Raw genomic sequence first — 16,130 nt, 5'->3', positions numbered from 1 at the left:
GCGAGGAGCGGGCGCTGCTCTTCGCCCGGCCCGGCCGCTGAGGTCTTCTTATGAAGGAGTGCATCCGCCCATGAGCACCGCGAGCGCCGCCGGGCCCCTGCCCCGGATCATCAGTATCACCAGCGGCAAGGGCGGGGTCGGCAAGACCAGCTGCGCCGTCAACCTGGCCTGCGCCCTGGCCCAGGCCGGCCGGAAGGTCCTGCTGGTGGACGGCGATCTGGGCCTGGCCAACGTCGATGTCATCCTGGGCTTGAACGTCCGCCGCACCATCCGGGATACTGTGGAGCTGGGCCGCGATCCGGCCGGCCTCCTGGTGGAGGTGCCGCCGGGCTTTTTTGTCCTGCCGGCCTCCTCGGGGGTGCCGGAGATGGTGCAGCTTTCCCTGGAGGAGCAGGCCTATCTCACCACCGCCCTGGATCGCCTGCAGGACGGCTTTCACCACGTGCTGGTGGACACCGGCGCCGGCATTGGCGATGCCGTCCTGTGGCTCAACACCTGGGCCGGCGCCAACGTCGTGCTCCTCACCCCGGACCCCACCTCCATGACCGATGCCTATGCCCTCATCAAGGTCCTCCACAACCGGGGCGGCCGGCAGCGCTTCCTGCTTCTGGTCAACAGCTGCCGGAGCCGCAAGGAGGGGGAGGAGGTGTTCGCCAACATGGCGATGGTGCTGGAGCGGTTCCTGAAAATCCGGCCGGAGCTTCTGGGCATCATCCCCCAGGACGGGATCGTGGCCCGGGCTGTCCGCCAGCAGCAGCCCTTCCTGCTGCTCGATCCCGAGGCCCGGGCCAGCCAGGCGGTGCGGGCGGTGGCCGAGCGGCTGCGTACCCTGACCGCAGCCTGAGGGGCCGGCCATTGACTGGCTGCGGGCAAGGTGGTATCTGTCTTCCGGACACGGACCGCAGCCGGCGCTGGCGGACGAGATCCATACCCTTCCACCGCCAAGGAGCGGGATCATGTTCGTGTTGAGCAATCTTCTGGTCGCTCTGGCCAGGATCCTGGATTTCGGCCTGTCCGCCTACATGTGGCTGATCATCGCCCGGGCTATCCTCTCCTGGGTAAGCCCCGACCCGTACAACCCCATTGTCCAGTTCCTCTACGGGGTCACCGAGCCGGTCCTGGGCCGCATCCGGCGCCTTTTGCCCCTGACTGCCGGCGGCATCGACTTTTCGCCCATCATTCTCATCATGGCCATCATCTTCCTGCAAAGCTTTCTGGTGCCGACCCTGCACCAGATGGCCAGCTCTCTGGGCTAGCCAAGACAGTCCCGCGAGGAATCCCATGACGCTTACCCCCCAGGACATCCATGCCCAACAGTTCCATGTCCGCCTGCGCGGCTTTGACATGGCGGAGGTGGACGCCTTTCTGGAGAAGGTCGCCGAGGAGATGCAGGGGCTCGTCGAGGAGAACAGCCATCTCAAGGATCAGATCGTCGAGATGAAGGGCTCCCTCAAGGAGTACAAGGGCCAGGAGCGTACCTTCCAGAACGCCTTCCTGTCCGCCCAGAAGATCGCCGACGATCTGGTGGAGCGCAGCCGCCAGGAGAGCGAGGAGCGGCTGGCCCAGGCCAGGAGGGAGGCCGAGGAGATCGAGGCCGCGGCGGTGAGCCGGGCCCAGGACCTGGAGCGGCGCACCCACCAGGAGCTGCAGGATACCTGGGATGAGATCGAGCGCCTCCAGGGCCTCCGCAGCCAGGTGCGGGAGGAGCTGCGCGCCCTGCTCGAGCGTACCCTGTCCGGTCTGGATCAGGCCTTCACGACGCCGGCCGGGCCCAGCCGGCCGGCCCCGGCGGCGACTGCGGCCGCCACGCCTCCTGGAGCGGCGGCCGCCGCCGCGCACCGCCGCGCCCTGGCCACCGAAGACCGGGACCTCTACGAGCGCATCGAGCTGCCGGACGAGCTGGACGCGGCCCTGGTGCCCGGCCCGCAGCCTGCCGCCATCGCCCCGGAGCCGGGGCTGGCGCCGGAGCCGGCGGTGCTGAACGGTCCGGCCGTGGAGGCCGAGGAGGAGGGCGGCGAGGCGCTGCCCGGGTTGGGGGATCTGGAGGACGAGTTCCTGTTCCCCAGCCGGGATCCCCTGGAGCGGGAGCCGCAGCCGGTTGTCTCCCTGGAGGAGGAGGTGCGGCGGCCCCCCGCCATCGAGCGGCCGTCCTCCTTGCGCCGCGGTCGCTGATGGACTGTCTGCAGCCGGCGGCGGACGGGGTGCTGCTCCTGGTCCACGCCCAGCCCCGGGCCGCCAGCAACCGGCTCATGGGTCTTCATGACCGCGCGCTGCGGATCGGCATCACAGCACCACCCCTGGAGGGCCGGGCCAATGTCATGCTGGCCGCCTTCCTGGCTGACCTCTTCGATCTGCCCAAGTCTGCGGTGCGGCTTACGGCCGGCGACCGCGGCCGCAAGAAGCGCTTCCTGCTCCAGGGTCTGTCCCGGGAGCAGGCCGAAACCCGGCTGGCGGCCGTCTTGCCCAAGACCCCGTGACCTCCGGCGCCTGCAGGGCCCGGTTTCCTGAAGCCCCGACCAGGGGCCAGCCGCCGGCAGCGGCCCCCGCATTTTCCAGGCCCACAGCCTTGTCCTGACCGCGCAGTTGGTGGCATCGTGCTTGCAACGCGACGGCTGGAGGCTTTGGTGACGACTTCTTCGCCACGGTATCAACCAGGAGAGCCACCATGACCGAGCCCCCTGCCCAGGATGGTATGGAGCGGGCTGTTCTCGACCAGGCCGAGGCCCAGCTCCGGGCGGTCCTCGGCCGCATGCCCCGGGAGGTCTCCCTCCTGCTCTTCACCAGTGCCACGGCCAATCAGGTGTTCAGCGACGCCTTCCGCCAGGTGCTGCGGGCGATCCGCACCATGGCCCCCAAGGTGAGTCTGCGGGAGTTCGACCTGGGCCACCCAAAGGCCCGGGAGCACGAGGTGACGGCGGCCCCGACCCTGATCCTGGCCCCGGACCGGGCCGCCATCCGTTGGCTGGGCGCCCCCCTGGGGGAGGAGGGGCGGGTGCTGGTGGAGGCTCTGCTCATGCTGGGCTATGGAGACCTGGGCCTGGCCCCGGAATCCGAGCGCATCCTGGCCAAGCTGAGCGAGCCGCGGCAGGTTACCCTTTTTGTCAGCCCTACCTGCCCCTACTGTCCCCAGCAGGCCGTGAACGCCCTCAAGGCAGCCTTGGCCCGGCCGGATCTCATCTCCCTTTCCATCGTCGACATCCAGATCCATCCCGCCCTGGCCGACCGCTACGACGCCCACAGCGTCCCCCAGGTCTGGGCGAATGACGTGCTCATCGCCCGGGGCGCGCAGCCGGAAGAGCTGTTCATGACCTGCCTCTCGAAGCTCCAGGAGGAGACGGTCTTCATTCCGGAAAGTGACGCGCCCCTGGTGGAGGCGGACCTGGTGATCGTCGGCGGCGGCCCGGCGGGGCTCACCGCCGGCATCTACGGCGCCCGGGCGGGGCTCAAGACCGTGGTGATCGAAAAGGATGCCCTGGGCGGCCAGGTGGCGACCACGCCGGTGGTGGAGAACTACCCGGGCTTCACCCAGGTGGGCGGCAAGACCCTGGTGGACATCATGGTCAGCCACGCCCTCCAGTACGTGCAGATCTTCCCCGGTGAGGCGGTGCTGGACATCGTTGCTGGCCAGCCCCTGGAGGTGGCCACCAGCCGCCGCCGCTTCCAGGCCCGGGCCGTGCTCCTGGCCACCGGTGCCGGCTACCGCCATCTGGGCGTCCCCGGCGAGGCGCGCCTGGGCGGCCGGGGCGTCTCCTACTGCGCCACCTGCGACGGCGCGTTGTTCCGGGACCGGGATGTGGCCATGGTGGGCGGCGGCAACTCCGCCCTCACCGAGGCCTTGTACCTCCAGAACGTGGGGGCGCGGGTGACCATCATCCACCGCCGGGATCGCTTCCGGGCCCAGGAGCACCTGGTCCAGGCGGTGGCGGCTGCCGGCATCCCGATCCTCTTCCAGCACGAGGTGGAGGAGATCCTGGGGGAGGGCAGGGTGGAGGCGGTCCGGCTGCTGGACAATCGTGATGGCAGCCGCCGGCAGGTGCCGGTCCAGGGGGTGTTCATCGCCATCGGCTACCAGCCGGCGGTGGAGCTGGCCAAGAAGATCGGCGCCGGCCTCACCCCGGACGGCTATCTGCAGCAGGATGAGCGCCACCGGACCACGGTGCCCGGCGTCTATGCCGCCGGCGACGTGGCCGGCGGCGCCCGGCAGATTGTCACCGCGGCCGGCCAGGGAGCAGAGGCGGCCATGGCCATCTTCGAGGACCTGGTGCACCCCTACTGGACCGAATCCGGGTCGGCCTGATCCGCCCGGGAGCGAGGCTACCCATGCGCTGGTTGTCCGCCGCCCTCCTGGTCGCCCTCCTGGTGCCTCTTCTTGCCGGCTGCGACACCCGGGACAGCCGCATCGAGCGCAACCTGCCCTTCTTCCACTCCCTGCCCCCCGAGCACCAGGCCCTGATCGATCGCGGCCAGCTGGCCGTGGGCTTTTCGAGCCAGGAGGTCTACCTGGCCTGGGGCAAGCCCTCCCACGAGGCGGTCACCCAGGGCAGTCGGGGCCGGGTCACCACCTGGATCTACACCTGGAACCGGGCGGAGACCTATTATCGAACCCTGCGCTACTTCGACGAGCGCAGCGGCCGCTGGGAGTATATCGACCAGCCCTACACCGTGCAGCGGGAGGTGATCACGAAAGAGGTCGTCCTCCTCAACGACCGGGTGGACAGCTGGACCATCTACGACGCGCCGGTGCCGTGGAACGGGAACGACGGGCGTTAGCCCGGATCAGCTCATCCGCTGGAATTCGTTGTCCAGGTCCAGGTTGCAGCCCGAGGCGGCCGCTCCCTTCTTTTCCGGTGACGCTGGCAGCGCCACGCTGCCGCCGAAGGCAGGGCCGGCTTCGGGCCTGGCCGGCCTGGCCCGCGGTGCCGGGGCCGGCGCCGGGCTGGCCCCGGCCTCCACCTTGAAGAAGGCGATCTGCTGGCGCAAGACCTCGGCCTGGGCCGACATCTCTTCGCTGGTGGAGGCCATCTCTTCAGCCGCCGCCGAGTTCTGGCCGATGGCCTTCTCCACCTGCTGCATGGAGTTGGAGATCTCCTCCAGGGCCCGGGATACCTGGGCGACCCCCGAGGCCTGCTCCTTGCTGGACACGGAGATCTCCTGCACCAGCTCGGCGGTCTTGCGCACATCCGGCACCACGCCGCTGATGAGCTGGCAGGTGTCGTCGCTGACGCTGATGGTCCGGCGGGACAGCTCACTGATCTCCTGGGCTGCGCTCTGGCTCCGCTCGGCCAGCTTCCGCACCTCCGAGGCCACCACCGCGAAGCCTTTGCCGTGCTCCCCGGCCCGGGCCGCCTCGATGGCGGCGTTCAAGGCCAGAAGGTTGGTCTGCCGGGCAATCTCCTCGACGATCACGATCTTCTGGGCCACATCCCCCATGGCCTGGGCCATCTCCTGCACGGCCTGGGCGCCGCGGATGGCATCCTCCGCCGATTTGACGGCCAGGGCCTGGGTGGCCTGGGCGTTGTCTGCGTTCTGGCTCACCGAGGCGTTCATCTCCTCCATGGATGAGGAGACCTCCTCGGTGGCCGCCGAGACCTCCTCGACGTTGCTCGCCTGCTCGGAGGCCCCCTGGGACAGCATCTGGGCGGCACTGGCCGCCTCCTCGGCGGAGGCGGCCATGTTGTTGGCCGCATCCTGCACCTTGTGGACAATGCCCCGCAGCTCGCTCACCATGAGGTTCAGGGTCTTGCCCATCACGCCCACCTCGTCGGTGGAATCCACGGCAAAGGTGTCGGTGAGATCCCCCTGGGCCACCTTCCTGATGAACTCCACCATCCGGGCCACCGGCCGGGTGATGGCCCGGGCGATGAAGATGCCCGCCCCCAGTCCGAAGAGGAGGGAGAGCAGGCTCACCACCACCATGCCCCGCACCGCCGCCTTCTCGTCCGCCTCCACCGTGGCCATGGCCTCCTCGGTGAAGGCCTCGATCTCGGCGTAGAGCGCGCCCAGTTCGCTGTCCAGCTGATCCGCCTCCTCCTCCGCCCGCTCGGCCCAGGCCTCGGCCTCGTGCACCTGGCCGGCCTTGATGAGGCCGAAGATCCGCTCGGCATGGTTGGCGAAGTCCTCGTGCTCCTGGGCGATTCTGGCCAGCTGCTCCAGGACCCCCTCAAGCTCCGCCCGGTCGCGGCCGCTGTCGGCCGTGGCCAGGGACTGCTCGGCCAGCTTTTCGCCCTCCTTGATCCTGGCCTCCACCACCTTGGAGGCTGCCCCGAAGGCCTCCTGGGCGTGGGCAAGGCCAGTGGCCGCCACATCCTTGGCCGCCAGCACCTCGCCGAAGCGCAAGGCCCGCTCCACAAACATCGCCTGCTCCAGCTGGTGAGTCTCGATGTCGGTGACGATGGCGGTGAGCGGGATATCCCGGTGGCCGACCGCGACGATCTCGTCACCGATGGACCAGAATTTGGTCATCCCGAAGCCGGCCATGGCGACCATCAGCACCAGGAGCACCGCCACCAGGCTGAGGATCTTGGCGCCGATGCTCAGGTTGCGGATGAAGCGCTGGCTGTCGCCACTTCTGACGAGCAGCACCAGGAGCAGCAGAATGGCGACGATGCCGACCCCCAGGGCTGCCCAGGCCACCGCTCCGGCCTGGCTTTCCTCGCTGCCGCCACCATGGGCCTGGGACACCGGTTCCCGCCCGGCGGTAGCCGCGGCTCTGGCCGACTCCGCCGGCAACGGCCGGGCGCCCTCGGCCCGCACCGTCGCCCCCCGGCCCAGCTCCGCTGCCAATCCCGGGTCCGTGCCCACCGTGGCGGTCCGGGCCGGCGCACTGCCATGGCCGGCAGCCGCTGCCCCCTCATCCAAGGCCCATCCCAGCCCCGCCGTGCCGATGATGATGGTGAGAGATCCCACGATACCGAGCAGCCACCGCGACGCCTGACGTTCCATCGCCCGTCCCTCCCCCCGAAGGTGAACTCTAGGAAGCGCCAAGGGATTGCAGTCGGCCATCCCCAGGTTGGCTTCCGGGCCTTCTCTATCATGCGCACAAGGCAGCGAGGAGCGTCAAGGGCGGAGGGGGGCGACCGGGCCGGCCGGAGCACCAGCTGCCGGAGCGGACCTCAGGCGGGATCCACCGGCAGGTACTCGGGTCGCCAGCGCAGCCGCTCCACCAGGGTGCGCAGCCGTTCCGGGTCGTTGTTGTGCTGGAACTGGGAGAACACGCAAAGGCCGCTCACCCCTTCCCGGATGGCGGCCTGGCCCACGGCGTGGGCCACGGCCAGGCTGATGGTCCGCAACGAGGCCACCTTCGGCATCAGGATCCCCTGGCGGCGGTCGGCGGCGCTCACCTGGGCCGCCACCGCCCGGGCCGCGGCGGTGAAGAAGGCCGGCAGCACCGCCCGGGCGCCGGAGGCCAGCACCCCCAGCCCGAGGCCCGGGAAGACAAAGACATTGTTGGCCTGGCCGACCCGGGCGGACCGGCCGCCCCCGGTCAGGGGCGGAAACGGGCTGCCGGTGGCCACCAGGGCCCGGCCGTTGCTGGCGGCCATGATCGCCTCCGGCGTGGCCTCGCAGTTGGCGGTGGGGTTGCTCAAGGGCAGAATGACCGGCCGGGGGCTGTTGGCGACCATGGCCGCGATCACCTCGGCCGTGAAGGAGCCGGCCTGGCCGGACGTGCCCACCAGCACCGTTGCCCGGGTCTGGCGGATGATCCCGGCCAGGCTGGCCGGCCGGTCCGCGAGCAACGGGGCGAAGAGCGCCGGCTCCTTGGCGAACTTCACCTTGTACGGCTCCAGCGGCCGATCCAAGGTTACCAGGCCCCGGCGGTCCACGGTGAAGATCCGCGCCCGGGCCTCATTCGGGGTCGCCCCCTCCTCCTCCAGGGCCACGGCGATCTGCTCGGCGATCCCCACCCCGCCGGCCCCGGCGCCGTGGATGAGGAACACCTGGTCGGCCAGGCGCTCCTTCTTGATGGCCATGGCGGACAGCATCGCCGCCAGGGTCACGGCACCGGTGCCCTGGATGTCGTCGTTGAAGGAGATGAGGTCGTGGAGATAGGCATCCCGGATGGCAAAGGCGTTCTGCTTGGAAAAATCTTCCCACTGGCACAGGGCATTGGGAAACACGGCCCGGAAGGCCTGGGCGAAGCGCTGCACGAACCGGACGTATTCTTCGCCCTGGAGGCGGGGGTGGCGCCAGCCCAGGTAGTCGGGATCGTCCAGGAGGGCCTGGTTGTCGGTGCCCACGTCCAGAGAGATGGGCAGGCAGTGCCAGGGGGCGATGCCGGCCCCCTGGGTATAGAGCATCAGCTTGCCCAGGCAGATGGCGATGCCGCCCGCCCCCTGGTCACCGATGCCCAGGATGCCCTGGTTGTCGGTGACCACCGCCACCCGGATCTCCCGGTGGCCGAACTGCTCCAGGATGGCCTCCGCCTGCCCGATGTTGCCGGGAAAGAAATGGACGCCCTGGGCCCGGCGGAACAGGGAGGAGTAGCGCTGGCAGGCCAGGCCCACGGTGGGCGTGTAGATGATGGGCATGAAGGCCTCGATGTCGCTGGCCACAAGCGCATGGGCCAGGGTGGCGTTGCGGTCGAAGAGGGAGCGGATCTCGATGAACTTGTCGATGGGATCCGCCTTGGCCTCCACCCGCAGCCGGCAGTTGGCCACCTGGCTGGCCATGGTCCGCACCGCCGGCGGCACCAGCCCTTCCAGCCCCAGGGCCCGCCGTTCTGCCAGGCCGAATGAGGTGCCCTTGTTGGTGAAGCCGTTGGCCAGCACCTCTACCCCCCGCCGGTGCGCCAGCAGCCGCCGGGTGTTGCCATACTGGTCGTAGACAAAGCTCACTGGCCGGTTCGGCATGTCATCCTCCCTGCGCCCTCCCTCCGCCGGCCTGGGCAACGCCGGCTCTTCTGTGGTACACCATTTGCCATATCTCTGCCCAGAGATTTGCATACCATCGTCGGAGAAGGCGTTTGAGCGGACGGCGGCCGCCAAGCGCCGGAGGGCCGAACTGTCCATCGCGGCAGGATTTGTCCTGTGCTGCAAGAAAAGACCCGAATCGCCAGCCGCGCCGACCAGCAGCCGGTGTCTCCCCGTGCCGGCAGCCTGCCCCTTGCCTTTTGGCTGGGGCCTGTGCCAGGCTGATGCAGCCTGACCGAAGGTCCACGCCCGCCGAGTGCATTCCCCACCATCTCTCCTTTGCCGGACGCGGGACAGGGCGCGTCCGGCCCTGGTCTTGCAAATGGGCGATAGCATGATGCGCCTCCTGACCGTCACGCTCTCCACCTGCCTCCTGGTCGCCGGCTGCGCGCCGGTACCGCTGCCCGATCTCCCGCTCTCCCATCCGGCGCATGTGGCGGCCCCGGAGGCGAGGCCCTGGCCGGCCGCCCCTGCCCCGGCGGAGCAGGAGGCCGCGCAACCGCCGGCGCCGGCCCATCCTGCGGCCGGACACCACCACGGCCACGGGGCAGAGGGGGGGCACCCATGAAGGCCGTCTGGGTCGCGCTGCTTCTTCTTGCCGGCTGCGCAGCCGTGCCCCAGGACCGGGGCTTCGAGGCGGTGCGGCGGGACCTGGAGGCAAGGGCCGGAACCGTCCCCCCCTGGAATCGGCAGCTCTCGGACGAGGGAACGGCGCCGGCGCCGGTACCGGAGCTGCTCCGGCAGGAGCTGACCGCCGACCGCGCCGTCCAGATCGCGCTGCTCAACAACCGGCGGGTGCAGGCGGTGTACGAGGAGGTGGGCGTCGCCCATGCCGATCTGGTGCAGGCCGGCCTGCTCGCCAATCCGGTGCTCGCCGCCTCGGTGCGCTGGGAGGACGGCGGCTCGCCGGCCATCGAGCTGGCGGTGGCGGAGAGCTTTCTGGGCATCTTCGCCATCCCGCTCCGGCAGCGGCTGGCCGCAGCCGAGCTGGCGCTGGCCCAGCGGCGGGTGGTGGGTGCGGTCCTGGATCTGGCCTGGGAGGTTCGCGCTACCTTTCTGCGCTACCAGACGGAGCTGGAGCAGCTGGCGCTCGGGCGCCGACTTGTGGCCAGCGCCGAGCTGGCCGCGGAGATCGCCCGGCGGCTCCATGCGGCCGGCAACTTGACCGATCTGGATCTGGCCCGGGAGCGGGCGATGGCGGCAGGGGTCCGGCTCGACTTTGCGGAGGCGGAACAGGCGGTGGCCGCGGGCCGGGAGCGGCTGAACGGGCTCTTGGGCCTCTTCGGCGAGGATACCGCCTGGCGGGCCGCACCCTTGCCGCAGCTGCCGGCCGCGGATCCGGAGCCGGCCCAGGTGGAGCGCCGGGCGATCGAGGCGAGCCTGGACCTGGGGATCGCCCGCCACCGGGCGGCAGTGGCGGCCGAGCGCCTGGGCAGCGGCCGGCTGCAGCAGCTCCTCGACGGCGCCGGGCTTGGTGCCGACCTGCAGCGGGAGGCAGGCGAATGGTCGGCGGGTCCCGCGGTGGAGGTGGCCGTCCCCATCGTCGACTGGGGCCAGGGACCGGCCATGGCGGCTGAGGCCGAGCTGCGGGGCTCCTGGCGGGAATACACCGCCATGGCGGTGGAGGTGCGCGCCGCGGCGCGGGCTGCGGCCCAGCGCCTCATGGCGGCGCGCCAGCGGGCCCGGTACTGCGCCACGGTGCTGGTGCCGCTCCACGAGACGATCACATCCGAAACCCTCCTGGCACTGAACGCCATGCAGATCGGCCCCGCCGATCTTCTGGCCGCCCAGCGGCAGGAGACGCAGGCCCGGCGCCAGGCGGTTGCGGCGCTTGGCGACTACTGGCTGGCCCGGGCCGAACTGGAGCAGATCCTCAATGGCCGCCTGCCGCCGGCTGCGGGGATGGAGCCGGCCATGGGGGCGCGGCCGGCCCCCGGTTCCGGCGGCAGTGCCGGGCATTGAGCGAGGAATGACGGTGACCGGGCGTATCGGCAAGGCAGCGCTGTTGATCCTGGTGGTCTGGGCCCTGGCGGTCCCGGGCACCAGGCTCCCCTCCTGGGCCGCCGCGCCGGGCCGGCCTGGTCGCGACTATGCGCCGGTGGTCGTGCCCAACGGCACCACCCTGCCCTGGCACCTGGTGGAGGGTGTCAAGGTCTTCCATCTCGTGGCCGCGGAATTCGAGCATGAATTCGCGCCCGGCCTTATCGCCCGGGTCTGGGGCTACAACGGGCAGACCCCTGGCCCGGTGATCGAGGCCGTGGCAGGGGACCGGGTGCGGATCTACGTGACCAACCGCCTGCCGGAAGGCACCAGCGTCCATTGGCACGGCATGATCGTGCCTAACGGCATGGATGGGGTGGCTGGGCTCACCCAGCGGGAGATCCGGCCAGGGGAGACCTTCCGCTACGAGTTCACCCTCCGCACGGCCGGCACCTTCATGTATCACCCGCATCGGGACGAGATGATCCAGATGGGCATGGGGCTCACCGGCATGTTTGTGGTGCATCCCCGGCTGGGCAAGGAGGAGCGGGCCGACCGGGATTTTGCCCTGATGCTGCACGAGTGGCTGATCGAGCCCGGCACCAGGCGGCCGCATCCGGGGGCCATGAGCGGCTTCAATGTGCTGACCATCAATGGCAAGGCCTTCCCGGCCACCGATGCCCTGGTGGCGAGTCAGGGCGAGCGGGTGCGCATCCGCCTGGGCAACCTGAGCGCCATGGAGCATCACCCCATCCACCTGCATGGGTACTCCTTCAAGATCACCGCCACGGATGGCGGCCCGATCCCAGCCCCGGCGCAGTGGCCGGAAACCACGGTCCTGGTGCCGGTGGGCACCACCCGGGACATCGAGCTTGTCGCCTCGCATGCCGGTGATTGGCTCATGCATTGCCACATGACCCACCACGTCATGAACCAGATGGGACATGGCCCGAGCCTGCTGGGCCTGGACCCGGCAGGCCTGGATCAGCGGGTGGGCGATCTGGTGTCCGGCTCCATGATCATAGGCCAGACCGGCATGGCCGGCATGGCGGAAATGGGCATGCCGGTGCCCCGCAACAGCATCCCGATGGCCGGCAAGGAGGGGCCCTGGGGCTTTATCGACATGGGCGGCATGGTCACCGTCCTCAAGGTGCGCCCAGGCCTTGCGAGCTACGAGGATCCGGGCTGGTACCGGCAGCCGGCCGGCACGACGGCCCGGCCGGCCACAGCCGAGGAGCTGGCCGCGGACGGGATCAGATGAACCGCAGAATGTCCAACAAGGAATTTCGAAGGTCGAAGGGACTGGTCGTTGACGTTTCGGATCCGTGCTGCCGGTCCCTTCTGCGGTTGGACATTCCTTGTTCGAGATTCGACATTCGATGTTTCAGAGGGCCTGATGCGGGACTGGAATGTGGTGATCACGGTGCGGGAAGGGGGCTTCGCCCGGGCGCGGCGTCTGCTGGAGAGCCTCGGTGAGGTGGGCCGGACAGATTTCTACAACGTCCTGGTGATGAAGGCCGGCGATCGGCCGCAGTACATGGAAACGCTCCGGGAGCAGGTGACGGCCGAGCCGGATCTCCTGAGCCAGGTCCTGGCCCGGGTGCTGCCGGCCAGCGCGGTCTTCAACTTCCAGACGCCGGCGCAGTTCGAATCCCAGGCCCAGGAGATCGTGGCCGCCTTGGTGCCGGCCCTGGCCAACAAGGCGTTCCATGTGCGGATGACCCGCCGGGGCTTCAAGGGCCGGCTGTCCAGCATGGACGAGGAGCGCTTCCTGGACCACTTCCTCCTGGCGGCCCTGGAGGAGGCGGGCACCCCGGGCCAGATCCGCTTTGCCAGCCCGGAGGCGGTCATCGCCATCGAGACCGTGGGACCCCGGGCCGGGCTGGCGCTTTGGCAGCGACCCGACCTGGAGCGTTATCCCTTCCTGCGGATCCAGTGAGTACTGGCCCAAAACAACATCCGGCACCGGTGCCCGGTGCCGAAGTCCCCGGTAGGCGGCCGAGGCAGGATCTTCCGGACCTATGGACCGAAAACGCGTTCTCATCCTCGGCGCCGGTTTTGCCGGGCTCAATGTCGCCAAGAGGCTCGGCAACCGGGATGGCATTGCGGTGGAACTGGTGGACCGCAAGAACCACCACCTCTTTCAACCGCTCCTCTACCAGGTGGCCACCGGCGGCCTCAACCCGGCGGACATCGCCATGCCCATCCGCAGCATCCTGGCGGGCTACCAGAACATCGGGGTGCTGCTGGCCGAGGTCCGGTCGTTCGATCTGGCGGCGCGGTCGGTGGAGACCTCCATCGGCCGTCTTGGGTACGACTACCTGGTGGTGGCCTGCGGCGCCCAGCACACCTATTTCGCCCATTCCGAATGGGAGGAGCACGCCCCGGGCCTCAAAACCCTGGAGCAGGCCACCGAGATCCGGCGCCGCATCCTCACCGCCTACGAAAAGGCCGAAGGCGAGCCGGACCCGGCCATCCGCAAGAAGCTGCTCACCTTCGTCGTTGTCGGCGGCGGCGCCACCGGCGTTGAGATCGCCGGCGCCATCGGCGAGATGAGCCGATACACGCTGGTCAAGGACTTCCGCAACATCGACCCCAAGCTGACGCGGATCATGCTCGTGGAAGGCGGGCCGCGGATTCTGCCGGCGTTCACCGCCGAGCAGGCGAGCCGGGCGACCCGGGACCTGGAAAGCCTGGGTGTTCAGGTCTGGACATCGAGCATGGTCACGCGCCTGGATGCCGGCGGCGTGGAGATCATGAACGAGAGGATCGAAGCCGGTACCGTGCTGTGGGCGGCCGGCATCAAGGCCTCGGAGCTGGGCCGGCGGCTGGGGGCCGACCTCGATGCCAGCGGCCGGGTGCTGGTGGAGCCGGATCTCAGCATCAAGGGCCACCCGGAGGTGTTCGTGGCCGGCGACCTGGCCAACTTCTCCCACCAGACCGGTGGCCCGCTGCCGGCCCTGGCCCCGGTGGCCCTGCAGCAGGGCCGCTTCATCGCCCGGACCATTGTCGCCGAGCAGAAAGGTGAGTCCCGGCGGCCGTTCCGGTACCTGGACAAGGGGCAGCTCGCCACCATCGGCCGGAGCAAGGCGGTGCTGGAGATCGGCCGGATCAGGCTGTCGGGGGCGCTGGCCTGGATGGCGTGGCTCCTGGTCCACATCTTCTATCTGACCGGCTTCCGGAACCGGGTCTTTGTCATTCTGCAATGGGCCTGGTCCTTCCTGACCCTGCGCCGGGGTGCCCGACTGATCGTCGGCAAGCAGTGGCGCTTCTACAACGGCCAGCCGAAGAAGGGCTGTCCCGACCCGTAGCCGTGCAGAGCCTTGTTGGAGGAGCGCCATGAAGGAAGCGATGTTCTATGAAAAGGAGAAGGACTTGGTGGCCGGCTGCCGGCTGTGCCACCACCACTGCCACATCAAGGACGGCCGCCGGGGGCTGTGCGGGGTGCGGGAGAACCGGGGCGGCACCCTGTACACCCTGGTCTATGGCCGGACGGTGTCCGAGAACCCTGACCCCATCGAGAAAAAGCCCCTGTTCCACTTCCAGCCCGGCTCCCGGTCCTACTCCATCGCCACCGTCGGCTGCAACTTCTTCTGCGAGCACTGCCAGAACTACCAGATCTCCCAGTATCCCCATACCAAGGGGGCGGATATCATCGGCGGCGAGCGCACCCCGGAAGAGATCGTCGCCGCCGCCATCCGCGCCCGCTGCCAAAGCGTCTGCTTCACCTACGTCGAGCCGACCATCTTCTACGAATTCGCCTACGACTGCGCGCAGGCGGCCCGGGCCCAGGGGCTGGCCAACGTCTTTGTCAGCAACGGCTACATGGGGCCCGAGGTGACCCGGCACCTGGCGCCGGTGCTCGGCGGCATCAACATCGACATCAAGGCCTTCACCGAGCGGTTCTACAAGGAGGTCTGCAAGGCGAAGCTGGCGCCGGTGCTGGACAACGTGCGCCTGATGCACGAGCTGGGCGTCTGGGTGGAGATCACCACCCTCGTCATCCCCGGCTGGAACGACTCCGAGGCCGAGCTGCGGGACATCGCCCGCTTCGTCAAGGGGGTCGACCCGGCCATGCCGTGGCATGTCAGCGCCTTCCATCCCACCTACCGGATGACCGACCGGCCGCGCACGCCGGTGGCCACGGTCCGCCGGGCCTGGGAGATCGGCCGGGAGGAGGGCCTGCGGTTCGTCTACGAAGGCAATGTCCCGGGGGCGGGCGGCGAAAACACCACCTGCCCGGCCTGCGGGGAGACGCTCGTGGAGCGGTTGGGCTTCAGCGTGCTCGCCAACCGGCTGCAGGAGGGGCGGTGCTTTGCCTGCCGGGAGCGGATCGAGGGCATCTGGTCGTGAGGCCGGGAGGAAGGGTCGGTCTGGGGCTCGAATGCGGGCTCCTATTCTTCGTCGCTCCGGCCGCCTTGTACCTCGTTCGTTTCGCCATGGCCTTCCGGATCATCCCCCTGGTGTGCGGCCTGGCGCTGGCCAGCGGCCTGTATCTGGCCAGGTGCGACGGCTTCGACCGGGCCATGCTCTGGAACACCAAGGCCCTGCGGCGGCAGTTGGCCGAGATGCTGCGCATCTTCCTGCCTCTGGCCCTGGTGCTGACCGTTGCCGCCTGGCACTTCCTGCCCCGGCAGTTCCTGGCCTTTCCCCGCACCCGGCCCTTTTTGTGGGGCCTGGTCATGCTCCTCTACCCGGCCGTCATGGTCTATCCCCAGGAGCTGGTCTTCCGGGCCTTCTTCTTCCAGCGCTACCGCCCCCTGTTCGCCGATGACCGGCATCTCATCCTGGTCAATGCCGTAAGCTTCGGCATCGCCCACGCCGTCTACGGCAACTGGCTGGCGCCGGTCCTGTCCGGCTTCGGCGGCATCCTGTTCGGGTGGCGCTATCTCCGCTCCCAATCGCTGCTCGCCACCAGCATTGAGCATGCCCTGTGGGGCAACCTCCTGTTCACCGCCGGCTTTGGCTGGTATTTCTACAGCGGCGCCATCCGGTGACGGGTGCCCCCACCCGGGTGCCTGATCACAGGGGGGCCACGCCCGAGCCGGCTCGGGGGCCTGGGTGAGGTGGCGGAGTCGCGGTTCCTTCCTGAGCCGGGAGAGGGCCGGAGCTTGGCCTTTGGCGGCGGCGATGGCGGCGACCGCGATGGGGAAGGTGGGCAGGCGGCGGAGGCGGCAGGTCTGGCGTACGGTGAGGATCCATTCGGCCCAGCGGTCAGCCCTTTTCGCTCAAGGCGCCGAG

The 16,130-nt window shown here is 69.4% G+C and carries 14 protein-coding genes; 12 read left to right on the top strand and 2 right to left on the bottom strand.

The window, feature by feature from the left end; genetic code table 11:
* Positions 1-70: 70 nt before the first annotated feature.
* From AB1634_02635 to AB1634_02610, 6 genes are all read left to right on the top strand, one after another.
* Positions 71-844: a MinD/ParA family protein gene (locus tag AB1634_02635; protein MEW6218412.1), complete on the top strand. Its 774-nt coding sequence runs from the start codon at positions 71-73 to the stop codon at positions 842-844.
* A gap of 112 nt (positions 845-956) precedes the next feature.
* A complete protein-coding gene (locus AB1634_02630; GenBank protein ID MEW6218411.1) occupies positions 957-1,256 on the top strand; it encodes a YggT family protein in 300 nt (99 codons plus the stop codon).
* Positions 1,257-1,281: 25 nt separating this feature from the next.
* Positions 1,282-2,172, top strand: coding sequence for a DivIVA domain-containing protein (locus tag AB1634_02625; GenBank protein MEW6218410.1), 891 nt, complete (start codon positions 1,282-1,284; stop codon positions 2,170-2,172).
* Entirely contained in the window at positions 2,172-2,477 is a 306-nt protein-coding gene (locus AB1634_02620) for a DUF167 domain-containing protein (protein MEW6218409.1), read from the top strand. Before AB1634_02625 ends, AB1634_02620 begins: the two co-directional genes overlap by 1 nt.
* Before the next feature lie 188 nt (positions 2,478-2,665).
* Positions 2,666-4,297 (top strand): FAD-dependent oxidoreductase, encoded by a 1,632-nt coding sequence (locus AB1634_02615; protein ID MEW6218408.1) that lies wholly within the window; start codon positions 2,666-2,668, stop codon positions 4,295-4,297.
* A 23-nt stretch (positions 4,298-4,320) separates the two neighbouring features.
* The gene (locus tag AB1634_02610; GenBank protein MEW6218407.1) at positions 4,321-4,770 is read left to right on the top strand and encodes a hypothetical protein; all 450 of its coding nucleotides are present in this window, start codon (positions 4,321-4,323) and stop codon (positions 4,768-4,770) included.
* A gap of 6 nt (positions 4,771-4,776) precedes the next feature.
* Here the strand turns inward: AB1634_02610 and AB1634_02605 are convergent, their stop codons facing one another.
* Positions 4,777-6,942 (bottom strand): methyl-accepting chemotaxis protein, encoded by a 2,166-nt coding sequence (locus AB1634_02605; GenBank protein MEW6218406.1) that lies wholly within the window; start codon positions 6,940-6,942, stop codon positions 4,777-4,779.
* 170 nt (positions 6,943-7,112) lie between these two features.
* A complete protein-coding gene (locus AB1634_02600) occupies positions 7,113-8,849 on the bottom strand; it encodes an NAD-dependent malic enzyme (protein MEW6218405.1) in 1,737 nt (578 codons plus the stop codon).
* A gap of 624 nt (positions 8,850-9,473) precedes the next feature.
* Here AB1634_02600 and AB1634_02595 point away from each other — a divergent pair.
* The 6 genes from AB1634_02595 to AB1634_02570 all read left to right on the top strand — a co-directional run bounded on the left by AB1634_02595 (position 9,474) and on the right by AB1634_02570 (position 15,886).
* Complete coding sequence (locus tag AB1634_02595) at positions 9,474-10,871, top strand: TolC family protein (protein ID MEW6218404.1); 1,398 nt, start codon at positions 9,474-9,476, stop codon at positions 10,869-10,871.
* Between the two features lie 7 nt (positions 10,872-10,878).
* Positions 10,879-12,150 carry a copper oxidase gene (locus tag AB1634_02590; protein MEW6218403.1) on the top strand — a complete coding sequence of 424 codons (1,272 nt, stop codon included), beginning with the start codon at positions 10,879-10,881 and terminating at the stop codon, positions 12,148-12,150.
* Positions 12,151-12,285: 135 nt separating this feature from the next.
* A complete protein-coding gene (locus AB1634_02585; GenBank protein MEW6218402.1) occupies positions 12,286-12,828 on the top strand; it encodes a hypothetical protein in 543 nt (180 codons plus the stop codon).
* An 82-nt stretch (positions 12,829-12,910) separates the two neighbouring features.
* Positions 12,911-14,200: an NAD(P)/FAD-dependent oxidoreductase gene (locus AB1634_02580; GenBank protein ID MEW6218401.1), complete on the top strand. Its 1,290-nt coding sequence runs from the start codon at positions 12,911-12,913 to the stop codon at positions 14,198-14,200.
* 28 nt (positions 14,201-14,228) lie between these two features.
* A complete protein-coding gene (gene amrS, locus AB1634_02575) occupies positions 14,229-15,242 on the top strand; it encodes an AmmeMemoRadiSam system radical SAM enzyme (GenBank protein ID MEW6218400.1) in 1,014 nt (337 codons plus the stop codon).
* A 65-nt stretch (positions 15,243-15,307) separates the two neighbouring features.
* The gene (locus tag AB1634_02570; GenBank protein ID MEW6218399.1) at positions 15,308-15,886 is read left to right on the top strand and encodes a CPBP family intramembrane glutamic endopeptidase; all 579 of its coding nucleotides are present in this window, start codon (positions 15,308-15,310) and stop codon (positions 15,884-15,886) included.
* Positions 15,887-16,130: the final 244 nt, after the last annotated feature.

The organism is Thermodesulfobacteriota bacterium (assembly GCA_040755095.1).
Taxonomy (GTDB): domain Bacteria; phylum Desulfobacterota; class Desulfobulbia; order Desulfobulbales; family JBFMBH01; genus JBFMBH01.
This window is presented reverse-complemented; position numbering and strand designations above follow the sequence as displayed.

Bases quoted from the DNA above. Each gene is read 5' to 3' on its own strand.
- AB1634_02635 (MEW6218412.1), top strand. From the start codon at position 71: ATGAGCACCGCGAGCGCCGCCGGGCCCCTGCCCCGGATCATCAGTATC.
- AB1634_02630 (MEW6218411.1), top strand. From the start codon at position 957: ATGTTCGTGTTGAGCAATCTTCTGGTCGCTCTGGCCAGGATCCTGGAT.
- AB1634_02625 (MEW6218410.1), top strand. From the start codon at position 1,282: ATGACGCTTACCCCCCAGGACATCCATGCCCAACAGTTCCATGTCCGC.
- AB1634_02620 (MEW6218409.1), top strand. From the start codon at position 2,172: ATGGACTGTCTGCAGCCGGCGGCGGACGGGGTGCTGCTCCTGGTCCAC.
- AB1634_02615 (MEW6218408.1), top strand. From the start codon at position 2,666: ATGACCGAGCCCCCTGCCCAGGATGGTATGGAGCGGGCTGTTCTCGAC.
- AB1634_02610 (MEW6218407.1), top strand. From the start codon at position 4,321: ATGCGCTGGTTGTCCGCCGCCCTCCTGGTCGCCCTCCTGGTGCCTCTT.
- AB1634_02605 (MEW6218406.1), bottom strand. From the start codon at position 6,942: ATGGAACGTCAGGCGTCGCGGTGGCTGCTCGGTATCGTGGGATCTCTC.
- AB1634_02600 (MEW6218405.1), bottom strand. From the start codon at position 8,849: ATGCCGAACCGGCCAGTGAGCTTTGTCTACGACCAGTATGGCAACACC.
- AB1634_02595 (MEW6218404.1), top strand. From the start codon at position 9,474: ATGAAGGCCGTCTGGGTCGCGCTGCTTCTTCTTGCCGGCTGCGCAGCC.
- AB1634_02590 (MEW6218403.1), top strand. From the start codon at position 10,879: ATGACGGTGACCGGGCGTATCGGCAAGGCAGCGCTGTTGATCCTGGTG.
- AB1634_02585 (MEW6218402.1), top strand. From the start codon at position 12,286: ATGCGGGACTGGAATGTGGTGATCACGGTGCGGGAAGGGGGCTTCGCC.
- AB1634_02580 (MEW6218401.1), top strand. From the start codon at position 12,911: ATGGACCGAAAACGCGTTCTCATCCTCGGCGCCGGTTTTGCCGGGCTC.
- amrS (MEW6218400.1), top strand. From the start codon at position 14,229: ATGAAGGAAGCGATGTTCTATGAAAAGGAGAAGGACTTGGTGGCCGGC.